Source organism: Mongoliitalea lutea, from assembly GCF_014652135.1.
GTDB classification, from domain to species: Bacteria; Bacteroidota; Bacteroidia; order Cytophagales; family Cyclobacteriaceae; genus Mongoliitalea; species Mongoliitalea lutea.
In genome coordinates this window covers 95,625-110,870 of sequence record NZ_BMYF01000007.1, presented here as the reverse complement: position 1 = coordinate 110,870, position 15,246 = coordinate 95,625, and the positions used below count along the sequence as shown (strand labels likewise).

Annotated in this window: 10 protein-coding genes; 4 read left to right on the top strand and 6 right to left on the bottom strand. The window is 39.7% G+C overall.

Annotated features, from left to right (window positions below; translation table 11 throughout):
• The first annotated feature begins 217 nt into the window (after positions 1–217).
• Together IE080_RS07215 and IE080_RS07210 are read left to right on the top strand one after the other, a co-directional pair.
• Positions 218–1,138 carry a SusC/RagA family TonB-linked outer membrane protein gene (locus tag IE080_RS07215; protein WP_189579977.1) on the top strand — a complete coding sequence of 307 codons (921 nt, stop codon included), beginning with the start codon at positions 218–220 and terminating at the stop codon, positions 1,136–1,138.
• A 78-nt stretch (positions 1,139–1,216) separates the two neighbouring features.
• The gene (locus tag IE080_RS07210; RefSeq protein ID WP_189579974.1) at positions 1,217–2,410 is read left to right on the top strand and encodes a DUF4934 domain-containing protein; all 1,194 of its coding nucleotides are present in this window, start codon (positions 1,217–1,219) and stop codon (positions 2,408–2,410) included.
• Between the two features lie 28 nt (positions 2,411–2,438).
• Here IE080_RS07210 and IE080_RS07205 read toward each other — a convergent pair whose 3' ends face one another.
• The 5 genes from IE080_RS07205 to IE080_RS07185 all read right to left on the bottom strand — a co-directional run bounded on the left by IE080_RS07205 (position 2,439) and on the right by IE080_RS07185 (position 11,616).
• On the bottom strand, positions 2,439–4,607 hold the full coding sequence (locus tag IE080_RS07205) for a S41 family peptidase (protein WP_189579971.1): 2,169 nt from the start codon (positions 4,605–4,607) through the stop codon (positions 2,439–2,441).
• 128 nt (positions 4,608–4,735) lie between these two features.
• The gene (locus IE080_RS07200; protein WP_229800542.1) at positions 4,736–5,545 is read right to left on the bottom strand and encodes an OmpA family protein; all 810 of its coding nucleotides are present in this window, start codon (positions 5,543–5,545) and stop codon (positions 4,736–4,738) included.
• 148 nt (positions 5,546–5,693) lie between these two features.
• On the bottom strand, positions 5,694–5,888 hold the full coding sequence (locus IE080_RS07195; protein ID WP_189579965.1) for a DUF433 domain-containing protein: 195 nt from the start codon (positions 5,886–5,888) through the stop codon (positions 5,694–5,696).
• A gap of 150 nt (positions 5,889–6,038) precedes the next feature.
• Entirely contained in the window at positions 6,039–9,251 is a 3,213-nt protein-coding gene (locus IE080_RS07190; RefSeq protein WP_189579964.1) for a S41 family peptidase, read from the bottom strand.
• A 97-nt stretch (positions 9,252–9,348) separates the two neighbouring features.
• A complete protein-coding gene (locus tag IE080_RS07185; RefSeq protein WP_189579961.1) occupies positions 9,349–11,616 on the bottom strand; it encodes a helix-turn-helix domain-containing protein in 2,268 nt (755 codons plus the stop codon).
• A gap of 128 nt (positions 11,617–11,744) precedes the next feature.
• Between IE080_RS07185 and IE080_RS07180 the strand changes: the two genes are divergently transcribed.
• Positions 11,745–12,449 carry an SDR family oxidoreductase gene (locus IE080_RS07180; protein WP_189579958.1) on the top strand — a complete coding sequence of 235 codons (705 nt, stop codon included), beginning with the start codon at positions 11,745–11,747 and terminating at the stop codon, positions 12,447–12,449.
• A 4-nt stretch (positions 12,450–12,453) separates the two neighbouring features.
• On the top strand, positions 12,454–14,433 hold the full coding sequence (gene ispG, locus IE080_RS07175) for a (E)-4-hydroxy-3-methylbut-2-enyl-diphosphate synthase (protein WP_189579956.1): 1,980 nt from the start codon (positions 12,454–12,456) through the stop codon (positions 14,431–14,433).
• Between the two features lie 111 nt (positions 14,434–14,544).
• On the opposite strand, the gene IE080_RS07170 is transcribed toward ispG, so the two are convergent.
• Positions 14,545–15,123 (bottom strand): YdeI/OmpD-associated family protein, encoded by a 579-nt coding sequence (locus IE080_RS07170; protein WP_189579953.1) that lies wholly within the window; start codon positions 15,121–15,123, stop codon positions 14,545–14,547.
• Between the last annotated feature and the right edge of the window lie 123 nt (positions 15,124–15,246).

Below are 15,246 nucleotides of genomic sequence, written 5' to 3'. Positions count from 1 at the left end.
GATGAGGTGTGATATCTTTGGGGCCAAGGGCTGAATCCGACGGATAAGATTTCGTCCGTGCCGATGTCACTTGGATTTGATTCATCCATTCGAAATGATTTTTGGGTTAAGGGAAGCCTTCAATGGAGAAATTTAAAGTTCTTTTTTTAAAACAGTTTTTGCCAAGGGAAAGGTTGTGGCACGAAATACCATCTTCCGAAATCAAGCATAAGGCCATATGGCTTTGGTTCCTGATGAGGTCATTTTCGATTCTCAAGGGCAATCCTTTGTATCTTTTTCTTACCAAAATTTTGCATCCATAGAAAACTATGGTTTTGAATCTTATTGGCTTTTAAAGTTGATAGAGCGGAAAAGGTTCAAGTATCAATCCGGGTTGAATCTTACTTGGATGCATTCCGAATGGACAAATTTGGACGCTGATCTAGTCTCTTGGGAGGGAAGAGATGTTGGCGTAAGCCGCCAAGTTGGGGGTAATCCCTATTTCCAATTCAATACGCTCCGCACAGGGGAGGCCCTTGGGACAGTACGTGCGCTAGAATTTCAGCGAATTGATCGAAATACAGGGCATTGGGTATTCAATCAAAACCCAAGTGGTACCAATTGGCAAGATGCATACAGACCTACAGGAAGGGTGATTCCTCGTTGGTGGATGGGATGGAATCATGGATTAAGCTTTGGAAAATGGTCTATGGATGCCTTTTTCAGGGGGGTATTTGGCCATGTCTTGGCCCATGAAACGAATTATCGCTATGGAAATATCAACTTTTTCGCATTAAATAGGGTTAGGAGTTCCCAAGAATTAGTGAATCTAGGTTTGACAGACCAAAATACCTTCAATTCGTATTTTGTAGAAAATTCCAGTTTTCTTAACCTTCAATATTTATCTGTCTCACTAAGTTTTGACCTCACCTTCGGACGTACTAAGATTAATAGCAAACTGTCTGTGATTGGAAACAATTTGTTTTACCTCACCCGATTTTCAGGTGCGGACCCAGAGCCACGCCTACATGGGAGGCCTGTTTGGAATGTTGACGACCATGTGGAGACATTTTATGCATACTACGCTTCAGGTGTAGCCGATGCTAATACCTGGCTGCCCGCAAGATCGTTAATGGTTCAACTTCAGTTGAATTTTTAAGTTGAGTAGGGTGTTTTATTATTCGTTGTAACTTGGGCGTGTCTTGCTCCTTTTACTTCATCAAAATTGGGTGAAAATATGAAAACCACTAAATTTTGCTTTGGGAAAACATTTACTATGCTCTCCTTTATTTTTGTCTTATTTGGTTCATGCTCCAAACCAGATTATGATGAAGATTTGGTTGATGCAAAGGACTTTAGAAGATTACAGTTAACATCTACTGAAAAGAAATTTGAGGATATTGGAAAAAATTTAGATTACGTTGTTTTGGAATCAAACTCAAATGGTTTGATTGCTGAAATTACAAAAATTGAAACTAATGAGAATTTGATAGCTATTTTTAGTAGAATTCAAAAAGCCATTTTTTTGTTTGATTTTAGCGGGAAATTTATTTCAAAAATCGATGATTTTGGTGATGGTCCTGGGAAATATAATGGCATTTCAGATTTTTTTATTCAGGAGGACGAAATTCTGGTCTTAACTAATCCTTCATCATCTGTATTTACTTACGATTTAAATGGTAATTTAATAGGGGTTCTTGATACAAATAAGAATTATATCAATGAATTTGAATCATTAAATGGTAATTGGGTGGGGCATTTAAATGATGCTTATGATAAAACTAATCAATTTAATGTAGTGATCTGGGATAGTGTTTTTTTAGAAAGGAAATATCAATATCTATTTCAAGAGAAAGATCGAAGAAACAATTCCTACAGTTCTACTAACTATATGTCCAAAAATGACCAAGGTATTTTTTTGTATCAAAATTTTTCCAATGAAATATTTAAAGTAACTGATTCTTCATTTCTAAGGTCGTATGAGATACTGATTGACGGTGAATCAATTCCACAAAACTATTTAAAGAGGTTTAAAAGTGATCAGTTACAAGCCACAAATTATGCTATAGATAAAAATTTGTTTATAGGCTTTAGGAATATTTTTGCTACTAACGAGGTTTTATTTATACAAGGACAGAAGGGGGGACGGTTGTTTCATTGTTTTGTATCCTTATTGTCAGAGGATTATATATCATTTGGTAACCTTTCTAGCGAGATTAATTTTGGCTTGGTAGGTGAAATAATTGGGGTTTCTGGAAACAGGTTTATTATGAGGGGACCAGATCCGGTATTAAACAATCTTAAAAAATTAGATTTGGAAGGTAAAATTACTGATCAAAACTTAACAAATGAAAAAGTTCGAAATGTCATCGATTCATATGAAATTGAAGGAAATCCTGTGCTTGTTTTTTTTGATGTTAATATTAATTAGTTGCTAAAGGAACCATTTTATCATAATTTTATTTTTTTAAGAGTTCAATCGCTTTTTCCAGTACTTCGTCTCTACCTTCTTTGACACCTTGGATGGTAGGTTTTACCTCTAAGTCTATTTTGATTCCGACTCTTTGGGTTTCTGTTCCATCAGGGTAATAGATTCCTACTCCTGAGAAAAAAGTTGAATAGCCGCCTGGAATTTTAATAGTTGCAACATTTCCATCTGCTCCTGCCGTTTGACTACCTATTGTCATTACGTTTTCTCCAACCTGAAGCCCCATTGCATGAAATTCAGGAGCACTTTGAGTGTTTTCGTCTACTAGAAGAATGACCTTACCCAAGTAAAAGGCTGTTGGGTTAGGATTAATTTGTAGTATTTGTGTAAAATAGAATTTTCCTGGTGTATTATATTGGGGCAAACTCCCTTTGACAAATCCCTTGGGAGTTTTGACTAGGAATGCTCCAAGATCATAGACCAAGGTATGTTCAGGATAAGTCCTTAAATCGATGATAAGCCCATTTGTTGACTGAATTTTCTCAAAAGCAGACGCTAACTCAGTAGGAGTTAATTTTTTGATATTCAAGTAAGCAATATTAGGAGTTAGCATTTTAAATGACTCTGGATCTGGATTTTTATTCGAATAAATCGAGTTGAATGAATTAGCATGAATAAAATCCATAGTTGCTAATCCCTTTTTTTTAAAAGTGATAGTTGATGATTTCGTTTTACTCCTAAGAATTTGCCAAGCCATATCTCTTTTCAGTGCAGCTTCATTAGAGGCTGGAAAAAATGGTCTTATACTGTCCACAATACTATGGATTTCTTTGCCATTGAAATGGCTGACCACTGTACCACTTAGATGGGATAAGCTATCCACCAATGGCTGGGTTACAACTAAATTATTTTCAATAAAATCCACTTTGAATGGTGGGTAATAGTCTCCACGGAGCTCTCGATCAATCAATCTTGTATTCAAACTTGCATGGCTATCATTAATCATAGTGATTAATTGAAGCAAAGCCAATTCATATTCGAGAGCATTTTTGGCATTTAGAAAAATAGGGATAAATGTTTTTAAGACAATATTCCAATCTTCATCCATAAGATGTTTGTAAGGAAAGAAGTATTCAATAACTCCCCAATATCTAAAAAGGGCAAGTAATCTAAACCCATCATCAGGGTATGCAAACTGTTTGTAATCTAACTCATTTGTAAAGACAGGGGCAGGACCATATTCTGCTGGTCCGACATAAAATTTTTCCTCACTGGTTCTATTTTTAAAAATCCATTTTAAAGCCGTTTTCAACTCATTTGAAATATTTTCCTGCTCAACCCAATCAAAATTCCCAATAGAAAAAGAGTCAGGAGATACTTCAACGCAAGGGCCACATGTCGGCACGGCACCTAAATTTTTGATCCATTTTAAAAAGGATTGGTCTCTCTGTTTATCATTTTTTGCTTTAAGTATTTCAGGTAAAACCCTAAATAACTCATAATCCCAATTAAACTTACCTGCATTCACCTCGGGATGATAGTACTTAAGGAAAGACCATATTTTGGCAGTGATTGCCAAGTTGTTAATTTGTTGGTCCGTGATCTGGCTCAAAATAATTTCAGATCCTTTATCAAAAATAGAATCCGATTCAAAAATTTCTGGTCTTAAATTAGGTATTTCGAAGTTATTGATATCCTTACCATCTATCTCAACCATAAAGTCATCAAACCAAGCTGTTCCTTTTCCTTGTATAATACCTGCTATTGTTAAATTATCTTTTCCAAATCCAAGTGGTAATGTAATTCGATAAGTGCTCCAATCTTTAGTTCCGTTCAGATTTAGGTCTTGAAGATTTTCAAAGTATATGGTATTTCCATTATCTTCAACTCTAAGGATTAAACTAACAAAACCCTCTGAAATATTTTCAAATCGGATTTTCCCCTCCAATCGAACACTGTCACCTATTATGCCTTTTATTGGGATTTTATAAACTATTCCACCAAAAGACTCTTTATCCGAAATTGATGAAATTTTGCCCGAATATTTCCCTTCATAAGAAAATGTAGAGTCGATTTCTACCTTTTTATCTCCCCAGGTACTCCAACCATCTGATAAATCCGATTTATTAGTCCAGACTTCAAACCCCAAATTATGTTGAGCTAGTAGGTCAGGATTTTTAGATGTGCAATTTTGAAGCACAATTGAAAAACATAAAAAATAGAAGCAAATCTTTGCAATTGAATTTTTATACATCAGAGGCTTTTTGAAGCAATATTAAAATGGATTTCTTATTGGACAAATGTGGTATGCTAAGTTCAAATGTAAGTTTATTTTAACACCATCTCCACTCTCCTATTTTTGCTTTTCCCTTCTTCCGAGGTGTTGGCTGAAACTGGAGAGAGAGAAGATACGCCATAACCTTTTAATCTATTTGCAGCAATTTGATAATTCTCAATTAAATAGTTAACCACTGCTTCAGCTCTTTTTTCGGATAATTGTTGATTGTGTTCGAAAGCGCCGGTGTTATCTGTATGACCTACTATAAAGACATTAACTTGTGCATTCGATTTTAAATAGTTAGCCATTTGCTCCAAAGTTTCCTTGGATTCAGGCTTGATATCTGATTTGTCTGTATCGAAAAAGATCCCATAAAAAGTAGCCTTACCATTAGCCTTCATTTCTTTAGCAATGTCTTCTGCAGAAAGAACAATGTACTGGTGCATCGATTCTTCTTTTACAGTGCTAACCGAGAAAGTTCCACTTTGGTCACTTTGGATCTGTATCCACCAAGTATCACCGCCAGATTTTAGGGTTAGCAAGACTACTGATTTAGATTCATTAATCACTGTGCCACCCTTGGATGCAACAGCTTGGATATAATTTTGAAAAATCATTGCATTGGAAGGTCTCTTTTCCCAATCTCCATCGAAGCTGTAATAGGTTTTTAGAAAATATCCAGCTTTTTCATATTGAATCCAAGTACCGTCTTTATCAGTAAACTCCATCCTCATTTTGTCATACTCTTTTTCTTCACATCCGGATATGCTGTGATTGGGTAGTATGTTGAATAGTGGGTGTGGGTTACATGGTGACTGAGAAAAGGATACTTGAAAGGAGAAAGTTAATAAAATTGACATAATCAAAAACCTAGTCATTTTAAAATATTTTATGGGTTTTGAAGAAGAATTTAAATTATCTTATATAAAATAAGCTTTTGGGAGATTCTGTTATTGTTCTGTAATTGTTTCTCTATTAATTTCTATTAGATCACTTCTTTCAATTAATTTAAAAATCAAACTGAAGACATGCGAGGAAATCTTCCTTTTCCAAGTCTGGATAATCTTCTAGTAGTTCTTGAATTGACATTCCTGCTGCCATTAGTTCTAAAATGTGCTCGACGGGATATCTTAGCCCTCTAATGGTTGGTTTTCCATGACAAATTTCAGGGTCTATTGTTATTCTATCTAGTAGCTCTTCCACACGTTTACGATTTATCCAAAATAACTAATAAATATCGATTAAAACAATTGGTGGCTTTTGCTATTTGTACTTTGTTTAATGTCACTTTAAACAAGAAGAAGCTAGGAAAAGGTCCCAGCTTCTAGATGAAATTATTTCAATTTTAATTGACTAATTATTCCTAAACGACTTATCTGGATAGGCTGGAGGGTTTGACACCGGTCGTGGGTCTTTTTTGATCAATTCCTTCAAATGCTCAATGGCTGCTTCCAGTTGAGCATCTTTTCCCTCAAAAGTGGCTTTGGGCAAATTGATTACCTCGATGTCTGGAATAAACCCTTCTCCTTCAATCAACCATTCTCCTTCTTCCCCATAGACCCCCATCATTGGCGCTCTGGCAATACCATTATCGGATAGGGTATTGACCCCAGATAACCACACTTCTCCGCCCCATGTCCTCGCACCGATGCTTTGTCCTAGTTCGAGTCTTCGGAAACCTTCGGCAAAGGCTTCTCCGTCGGAAGCCGTAAACTCATCCACTAGCAGTACTAAATGTCCTCTGAAGGCGTATTGCATATTCCAGTAAGGCTCACCTTCCCGGTTTTTCCAATAGAAGAAGGCTTCTCGCATCAATCTTGATAGGATAAAGCTGTCAATATTTCCTCCTCTGTTATGTCGGACATCGATGACCAAGCCTTGTTTTTTGAATTGTGGATAGAAATCTCTAAACCACTGATTGATGTCGCTGGCTCCCATAGCTCGTAAATGCACATAGCCCAGCGCTCCATCTGAGGCCTTTTCTACTTCCAGTCTACGGGTATATTCCCAATCGTTGTAGCGTAGGTTGGATTCGGCCCTAGCATTCATGGGTATTAGAATTTTATCATCCAAGGTGGCTCCTGTACTGTTTTTCAACGATAGCCTTACCTGCTTGCCGGCTTTATCCCTCAAGAAATAATTCAGATCGTAGGCTCCCGCAACTGCTTGACCATCAACGTGCGTAATGATGGTGCCCACAGGAATATCAATATCCGGATGGGAAAGTGGAGATTGTTCATCTGGGTAATCAGGATCGGTTTGATAGATGTAATCAATTTGGAAGCCTTGGTGTTGCTCATTCTTTGATAGCCTAGCACCTAATAATCCCATGGTCACTTGATCTTGACCTCTTCTCAGGTCCCCGCCCCCAACACTTGCGTGCAATACACTTAATTCACCAATCAATTCACCCATGACATCGGATAATTCTGAACGAGTTGTTACGCGCTTGGCAAGCGGTAAATATTTTTCATACATCTTATCCCAATTGACGCCATGCATATTGGGGTCATAATAATAGTCTCTTTCCATTCTCCAAGCATCGGTGTATAATTGAATCCAATCTTCTCTTGGATCGATGGAGAAATTCCACTTACTCAAATCCAATTTAAATTCAGCCAAATTAGAAATAGGGGAGGTCTTGAGTTCTACCACATGGTGATTACTACCTACCGTCACCAACATATATTGGTTATTTGCCGAAGTGACAAACCTTCTGACATTATCGATGAAAGTCTTTGGTTCTACCTTCGAACCGATGGTAACCATCGTGATGTTGTTTTTACCATCATCGTTGACATCGTTGAGGTAATAAAGGGCCTTGTCGGTAACCACCAAATTACGGTAATTCCCGGCAGGTACGGGCACTTCTCTCAATCGCTGCATCAAGCCGTCTTCATCAATGCTTACTCTTACTGGGCCTTCTGCCTTTTTCTCCTCTATTTTCAATTCATGATTGAAATGGAAAGGGGAGATGAGGCCCTTTTTCAAGGATATGTGGTAAATCTTCATCTGCTTGTGCCAATAAGGTTCCGGCTGACGGGTACCCCATGGCGAACCCACTTTGGTTTCGAAATTTCTATCAGAGAGGAAATAAAACCAATTGCCATCAGGACTCCATTGTGGACTGACACTATTGGCCCGATCTGAAGTCATGGCAATGCGCTTGCCTGTAGCAAATTCATAAGCGAAAATCTGATTAAAAGTATTGGAAGCAGATTGGGAAAATGCCAGCCATTGACTGTCAGGAGACCAAGCCATGGATCCGCTGATGCCTTCTCGATTGGTGGAGGCTTTTACTTGTTTACCCGTAGCAAGTTCCAAAATCCATAAATCTCTGTTCAGGTCTGTAAAGGCAAGTTTCTTTCCATCAGGAGAGGGAGTTAGGTTAAACCGTAGCGTGCTACCGTCTTTGGTCAGCTGCTTTCCTTTGTCCATACCTTTACTATCGTACTGATGGATTTCAAATTCACCACTTTCATCTGAAAATACGTAAATGCTCTTGCCATCCGGGGAGAACTCTGCGTCTCTCAAGCGCACCCCATCCTTCCTGTCCAAGCGCACAATCCTACCCTCTTTGGCAGGTAGTACAAAGCTTCTTCCTCTTGCAGTCAAGGCTACATGTTGTCCATCGTTGCTGACTGAAATGCCTGTGATATAGGATTCAGGATTATTGATCCATTTTTCCCGCATTTGCTCAAAATCAGAACTCAGGTGAATGGCAAGTTGCTTGTCGGTATTGGCACTCAGGTCCATTACATGGATATCTGCGCCTACTCGATAAGCCAAAGAATTGCCATAAAGGGAAAATTCTCGCACATCATACGTTTCTTGCTTGGTGTGTTGACGGAGATCTGCACCATCGGCTGTCATGGACCATACATTTTGGATACCATCACGGGAGGAAATGAAGTACACTCTTCCCTGATGAAAAGTAGGGTGGTGATCTTCTCCCTTGTAATCTTTGGTCAGTTTAACGGCTTCGGGAGTATTTTCCGTGTATTTCCATACTTGACGGGCTGTTCCACCTTCGTAGCGTTTGGTGACATTGTTATGGAAGGTTGGCCGAACGAAAAAGTAGGTGCTGCCATCCTCTGTGAAACTGCCTTCTGCCGCCATCTCCAAGGGAAGGATGTCACGTTTTCCGGTTTGGATGTTCACAGTTACCGTTTGTAACCTGGGTAAGGTGGCGTATTGATTGGTGGTGTAAGCAACCACTTCTGCAGACTTCCAGGCAGTTGGGATGGATGCTGCTGTTTCGTAAGTCAATCTTCTGGGTAAGCCTCCATCGATAGGGATGATATAGACCTCGGTCGGGCCCTCATAAGAAGCGGCGTAAGCTACCCATTTCCCATCAGGAGAGATTTTTGGAGAGGATTCTTCCCCATGGTGAGTGGTCAAGCGGATTGCTTTTCCTCCAGTAGTGGATACTTTCCAAAGGTCCCCCTCGGACACAAATACAATGGTTTCTCCATGAATGGAAGGTTGCATATAGTAGCCCATCTCTTGGGCTTGCAAACTCCCAACAAGGAGAATGGCACAAACAATTTTTAGTAAGAATTTCATGATTGCTTCAGATTACAATTACAAGTGGGAATATACCCCTAATCTGAGCGCTCTGCAAAAGCAATCATACAAAGCAGCAAAAAACCATTTAAAGCCCTTATTCTTCCTGATTGATGTGAGCCAAGACCATTTTCAAACTCCCGAAATCATATTTGCCTGGATACTCTTGTCGAATTGCCGACAAATCAAAGTCATGAATGACGAGTAGTTTTTTGAGTTCGTCAATGTATTCTTCTGAAAAGTGTTGGGAGATATCCACGCGTCCTTCTTGGATTCCTTTGGCCAAGTGAGTTTTGATAGTGGATTCAGCTAATCCCCGCATTTCGGCAATTTGAAGAAAATTGAGACCTGCATCATGCAGTTCAAAGGTGATTTCATACGTTTCTCCTTTGACTTTTTTGAGATTGGGACCGCCCTCTTTTTTCTTTTTACCAGTTTTGTTTTTGGTGAATTTTGGATTGGCCTTAGCAGTCTCCTTTGCTGCATTTCGCATGTCCTTGGTTTGGTTGCTGAGCTCCCGGGAGAAATGTTCCATTTTTGGAATTTCCTCCCCATTGATGATGCATGCCACGAGTGTATTGGTTCGGAGTATTTCCAAAAGTTTTCTAAAAATCAATACATCGATTTCCTCCAGTTTTTCCAAATATTGCTTGGTCTGACTAAAGCGCTCCACCTCGGACATATGCTTGTAAAGGGCAGCAAGTGCTTCCAAGAGGAATTTCTGATAGTACGCACTTCCTTTTTCCAACCGTTCGGTCAAATGATCGTGCTGTTGATGGTGGGCGAGGTAAGCTAATTGCCGTTGGAATTTAAGTGTGTTTTCAGATTCAGTAGCCAATAAACTCAGCAATTGAGGGATAGCTGTATTCATTTCCTCATCTTCAAAGGCTAGGCTACTGTCCGAATCCTTTTGAAATTCTTGGATACCTAACATGATTTCGTAAAAATTGAATGTCTTTTCCAAGATATCCAACATATATGCCTGTTGCCCTTTGCTCAATAAACTATCCAAGGGTTCTTGGCTTTCGGTACTTTTGGTAAATTGACTGGCTTCTGGGTCTGATGAAATAACTGTTGGTTGGATTTTGGTACGGAGGATTAGCCCATCCAAACTCCTTAAGCGGGATAAGGCCACATACACCTGTCCCGGTGCAAATGCCTGCCCCACATCGATGATGGCCTTGTCAAACGTCAGCCCTTGGCTTTTGTGTACCGTGACTGCCCAAGCCAATTTGATGGGGTATTGCTGAAATGTCCCAATGACTTCTTCTTGGATTTCCTTGGTGTCATCTTGCACGGCATAGCGCTTATTTTCCCATACCTCGCGCGTTAGGTAATAGGTTATTCGGCTGTCACTCATCCTTACCTCTATGCCTTCATCATCCATATTGGTGACTGTGGCCATTTTCCCATTGTAATAGGCACCTTCTCCACTGGAATCATTTTTGATAAACATAATTTGGGCACCAACCTTGAGTTCCAAACTGTAAGGAACGGGATACAAGGATTCCGGGAAATCCTTTTCCACCACTGCTTCAAAAAACTGAGGTTTACCAGGTAGGGCGTCTAATTCTTTCCGGTTCTGTTGGTCTGCTTTGTAATTATGGGTGGTGATGGTGATGACTTCTTTCTCCTTTTCTATTTCTGCCTCAGTTTTGAAAAAGCGATTCAAAAAGTCTACATCCGAGCGCTCGATTTTATTCAGTCGCAGTTTGTTGAGAATATCGATGAAGGTTTGGTCTTTTTGACGGAAAATTTTGTCCAACTCGATATAAACCATCCCTGAATTCTGTATAGCCAATGCTTCAAAAAAGTGCATGCCCTTGTAGAATTTCCCTAGCACAGCCCATTCTTCATTTTTTACAATAGGAGGGAGCTGAAACAAGTCTCCAATCATCAATACCTGCACGCCGCCAAAAGGCTCATCGAAATTACGTTTGAGGCTTTTCATACGATAGTCGATCGCGTCCAAAATATCTGCCCGCAACATGGATACTTCATCGATGATAATTAAATCAACCGACCTTAAAACCTTTCTTCTGGTTCCGTTGAGTGCGTGCCTTCTTCCCAAAGTAAATTGTGAATAAAAATTACCTGATTGGGAGAAATTTCCTTCAGGTTCTTTACTTGGAATAAAGGAACCAAAGGGCAAAAGAAATTGAGAATGTATGGTTACACCCTTGGCATTTAATGATGCAATACCAGTCGGAGCTACGATGATGAAATTTTTATGCGTGATGCTGGTGAGCTTTCGCAAAAAGGTAGTCTTACCCGTTCCGGCTTTTCCGGTGAGAAAAATCGGGCGATTGGTGCTGTTGACAAATTGGGCAGCAACTTCAATTTTATCGGTCAGTTCAAATTCCATGGACTAAAATTAAGGAATGGATTTGGGATGCGCGGGGAAATAAACGTTTAAATGTGGGAAGTTTTTAAAAAAATGTAACTTTGTCTCCTGAAGATAGTTGTTATACTAACTATTAAAGCACTAATCAAATGCCTCAATCAATTCTCGTTACCGGTGGTACCAAAGGTATTGGCCGCGCCATCGTCGAGCGATTTGCCCGAGAGGGTTACGATATCTACACCTGCGCCCGAAATGCGGCAGGTTTGGAAGCTATGAAACAAGAACTGTTAGCTCAGTTTCCTTCTATTCAGGTTTTTACGATGAAAGCTGACTTATCTAAAATGGATGAGGTGAAAGCTTTTGCAGCAGCAGTCAAAGAACTGACTACTCCGGATATTTTGGTCAATAACACAGGCGTTTTTTTACCAGGGTCTATTCATAATGAACCGGAGGGTAATCTGGAATTCATGATGCAGACCAATCTTTTTTCTGCGTATCATTTGACTAGAGCATTTGCTGAAGACATGATTACTCGAAAGTCTGGACATATCTTTTCCATAGGATCCATTGCAGGAATTACTGCATATGCCAATGGTGGCTCTTATGCCATATCGAAGTGGGCCATGTTAGGATTTACCAAATGCCTCAGACAAGAGTTGAAAGAATTTAATATCCGAGTGACTTCTATTCTTCCCGGAGCTACTTACACAGCTAGTTGGGAAGGAGTAGAGTTGCCTGTGGATCGATTTATGAAAGCAGAGGATGTTGCAGAGGCTGTTTGGGCGGCGTATAACCTTTCTGCTTATTCAGTAGTTGAAGAAATGATCATTAGACCTCAATTAGGAGATATATAAACCTATGCACACCAAGGACCTTTTAGCAAGCATTAAGTATTGTAATAGCCTTACGCAGTACTCGCGAAGAAAAACCATTCCTGTCAAAGTGGGAGATGTAGTCATCGGGGGAGACAATCCTATCGTGGTTCAGTCCATGACAACGGTGGATACCATGGATACCATGGGCTCTGTGGAGCAGTGTATTCGCATGATTGAGGCAGGTTGTCAATTGATCAGAATTACTGCCCCAAGCATCAAAGAGGCTGAAAACCTTCGTGAAATCAGAAAAGAGCTCCGTGCAAGAGGCTTTCAAACGCCCTTGGTTGCCGATATTCACTTTACTCCAAATGCTGCTGAGATTGCGGCCAAGATAGTTGAGAAGGTACGTATCAATCCAGGTAATTATGCGGATAAGAAGAAATTCGAAGTCATTGAATATACGGATGAGAGCTATCAGGAGGAGTTAGATAGGATCCGTGAACGCTTTTTGCCATTGGTGAAAATATGCAAGGAACATGGTACCGCAATGCGTATCGGTACCAACCATGGTTCCTTGTCGGATAGAATCATGAGCCGATATGGTGATACACCGCTGGGTATGGTGGAATCTGCCTTGGAGTTTTTACGCATTTGTGAGGATGAAAACTTCCATGATATCGTCATTTCTATGAAGTCTTCCAATACTCAGGTGATGGTGCAGGCTTATCGTTTGTTGGTGCAGAAGTTAGAAGAAGGAGGATTCAAGCCGTATCCATTGCATTTGGGTGTGACGGAAGCCGGAGATGGAGAAGATGGACGAATCAAGTCTGCTGTAGGTATCGGGGCATTGTTGGAGGATGGTTTGGGAGATACCGTACGTGTATCCTTGACAGAAGATCCAGAATTTGAGCCTCCGGTTGCTCAAGCATTAGTGGATCGCTACCTAGATAGAGGGAATCATGCCGTTATCAAGCCGATTGTCAATTATCCAATTACTCCTTTTGAATACAACAAGCGTGAGAGTGTAGAGGTATTCAATTTTGGAGGGGGAAATGTTCCTCGTGTGATCACGGATATTTCCATCATGCCAAACATTACTGAGAAGGAGATGAAGGCGGTGGGACATTTTTATCTACCTGAATTGGATAAGTGGAAAATGAACGATCAGGGAGCTGATTATGTGTATTCGGGGAAAAGTTCTATTCCTTTCATGTTGCCAAATGGCATGAAGGAAATCCAAGATTACGCTGTTTGGCAGTCTGTAGAGGATAAAACCAACAAGTTTCCACTGTTCTCACTGGAAGAGTTTAAACAAGCGGAAGAAATCCATTACGGATTAAATTTCTTAGCTATCAAGGATACTGAAGTTGAGGCGGCTATCCCAGTCTTGGAAAATCGTAAGGATGTTGTAGTTATCTTAAGTAGTGATAATGACCCTAACTTACCTGCACTTCGTCGAGCATTTGTGAGCATGATGGAAGCGCATTTGATGACTCCTGTAGTCGTGAAGGTGCAGTATGCTATACAGCCTCAAGACAAAACCATGTTGCATGCGGCTACGGATGTAGGAGGTTTGCTGATTGATGGTTTGGGCGAAGGGATTTTCATCAGTGCGGATACCTATAATGATGTAGAGAGGGCTGAAAAAGAAGCTCAGATCAAATTGCATAATTCTGTGAGCTTTGGAGTATTACAGGCAGCAAGAACACGAATGTCCAAAACCGAATACATTTCCTGTCCTTCTTGTGGGAGAACCTTATTTGATTTACAAGAAACTACAGCAATGATTCGTAAGCGTACCGATCATTTAAAGGGAGTAAAAATTGGAATCATGGGGTGTATTGTCAATGGACCGGGAGAAATGGCCGATGCGGATTATGGATATGTGGGTTCTGGAAAAGGAAAAATTACCCTCTACAAGGGAAAAGAAGTGGTGAAGAAATCTGTTCCTTCCGAAAAAGCAGTAGATGAATTGATTGAGATTATCCGAAAAGATGGTATGTGGATAGAGCCGGAGGTTTAAATAGAAACTTGAAAAAGCTTTTGATTTATCCTACACATATTATGAATAAATTTAAAATACCTGTGGACATTTGTTTGCAGGTATTTTACGTTGGGCATTTCCAACTCATCCTTAGCTCCCCTTGAGTTTTTCTCTTTTGGCAGAGAGTTCCGAGAGTTGTTGTATTCTAGTATTTCGAGTTTTTTCGGTTTTTGCTAGTTTCAACCATCTCAGGACAAATCGCTTGCTGGAGTCATTGATGGAATGGAAAAATTCTTCAGCTCCCTGATATTGATTTAAGCCCTTCAGCAAATCTTCTGGTATAATTAACTTGTCCACATCATCCATGAAATCCCATAACCCTGCTTGCTTGGAGAGTTCTATACATTTCATGCCTGCTTCGGTCATTTTTCCATTTTCCATTAGCTTTGCCGCCCGATCTTTATAGCTTTTTGCCCAGTGTTCTGCTTTACGGGGTGATATTAATTGCATGGTTCTATCTTCATCAAGCTTTCTTCGGATGCCATCAATCCAGCCATAACAAAGTAATTCGTCCAAAACTTCCGAAGTAGATACATACTTTTCAGGAACTGATTTTTTAAAGGTTACTAACCAGACACTTTCTTCTTTTTGGTGATGTTTTTCAAGCCAAATTCTCAGGTCCTGTTGGGAACTGACTTCCACTTTTTTAAAATTATCTGTTTGAATCATTGCTTGTTGTTATTCATTGCATATCTGACAGCCATAAGCATATGAGCTAAAAAAGTGTTTGGTTGATTTTCCCTTGATCTTTTATAGTACATTTGTACCAAAAGAAATATATCACATGTGAAA

What these genes read in the sequence shown, in the direction of transcription:
- IE080_RS07215 (WP_189579977.1), top strand. Translation starts at nt 218, where the DNA reads ATGGCTTTGGTTCCTGATGAGGTCATTTTCGATTCTCAAGGGCAATCC.
- IE080_RS07210 (WP_189579974.1), top strand. Translation starts at nt 1,217, where the DNA reads ATGAAAACCACTAAATTTTGCTTTGGGAAAACATTTACTATGCTCTCC.
- IE080_RS07200 (WP_229800542.1), bottom strand. Translation starts at nt 5,545, where the DNA reads ATGTCAATTTTATTAACTTTCTCCTTTCAAGTATCCTTTTCTCAGTCA.
- IE080_RS07190 (WP_189579964.1), bottom strand. Translation starts at nt 9,251, where the DNA reads ATGAAATTCTTACTAAAAATTGTTTGTGCCATTCTCCTTGTTGGGAGT.
- IE080_RS07185 (WP_189579961.1), bottom strand. Translation starts at nt 11,616, where the DNA reads ATGGAATTTGAACTGACCGATAAAATTGAAGTTGCTGCCCAATTTGTC.
- IE080_RS07180 (WP_189579958.1), top strand. Translation starts at nt 11,745, where the DNA reads ATGCCTCAATCAATTCTCGTTACCGGTGGTACCAAAGGTATTGGCCGC.
- ispG (WP_189579956.1), top strand. Translation starts at nt 12,454, where the DNA reads ATGCACACCAAGGACCTTTTAGCAAGCATTAAGTATTGTAATAGCCTT.
- IE080_RS07170 (WP_189579953.1), bottom strand. Translation starts at nt 15,123, where the DNA reads ATGATTCAAACAGATAATTTTAAAAAAGTGGAAGTCAGTTCCCAACAG.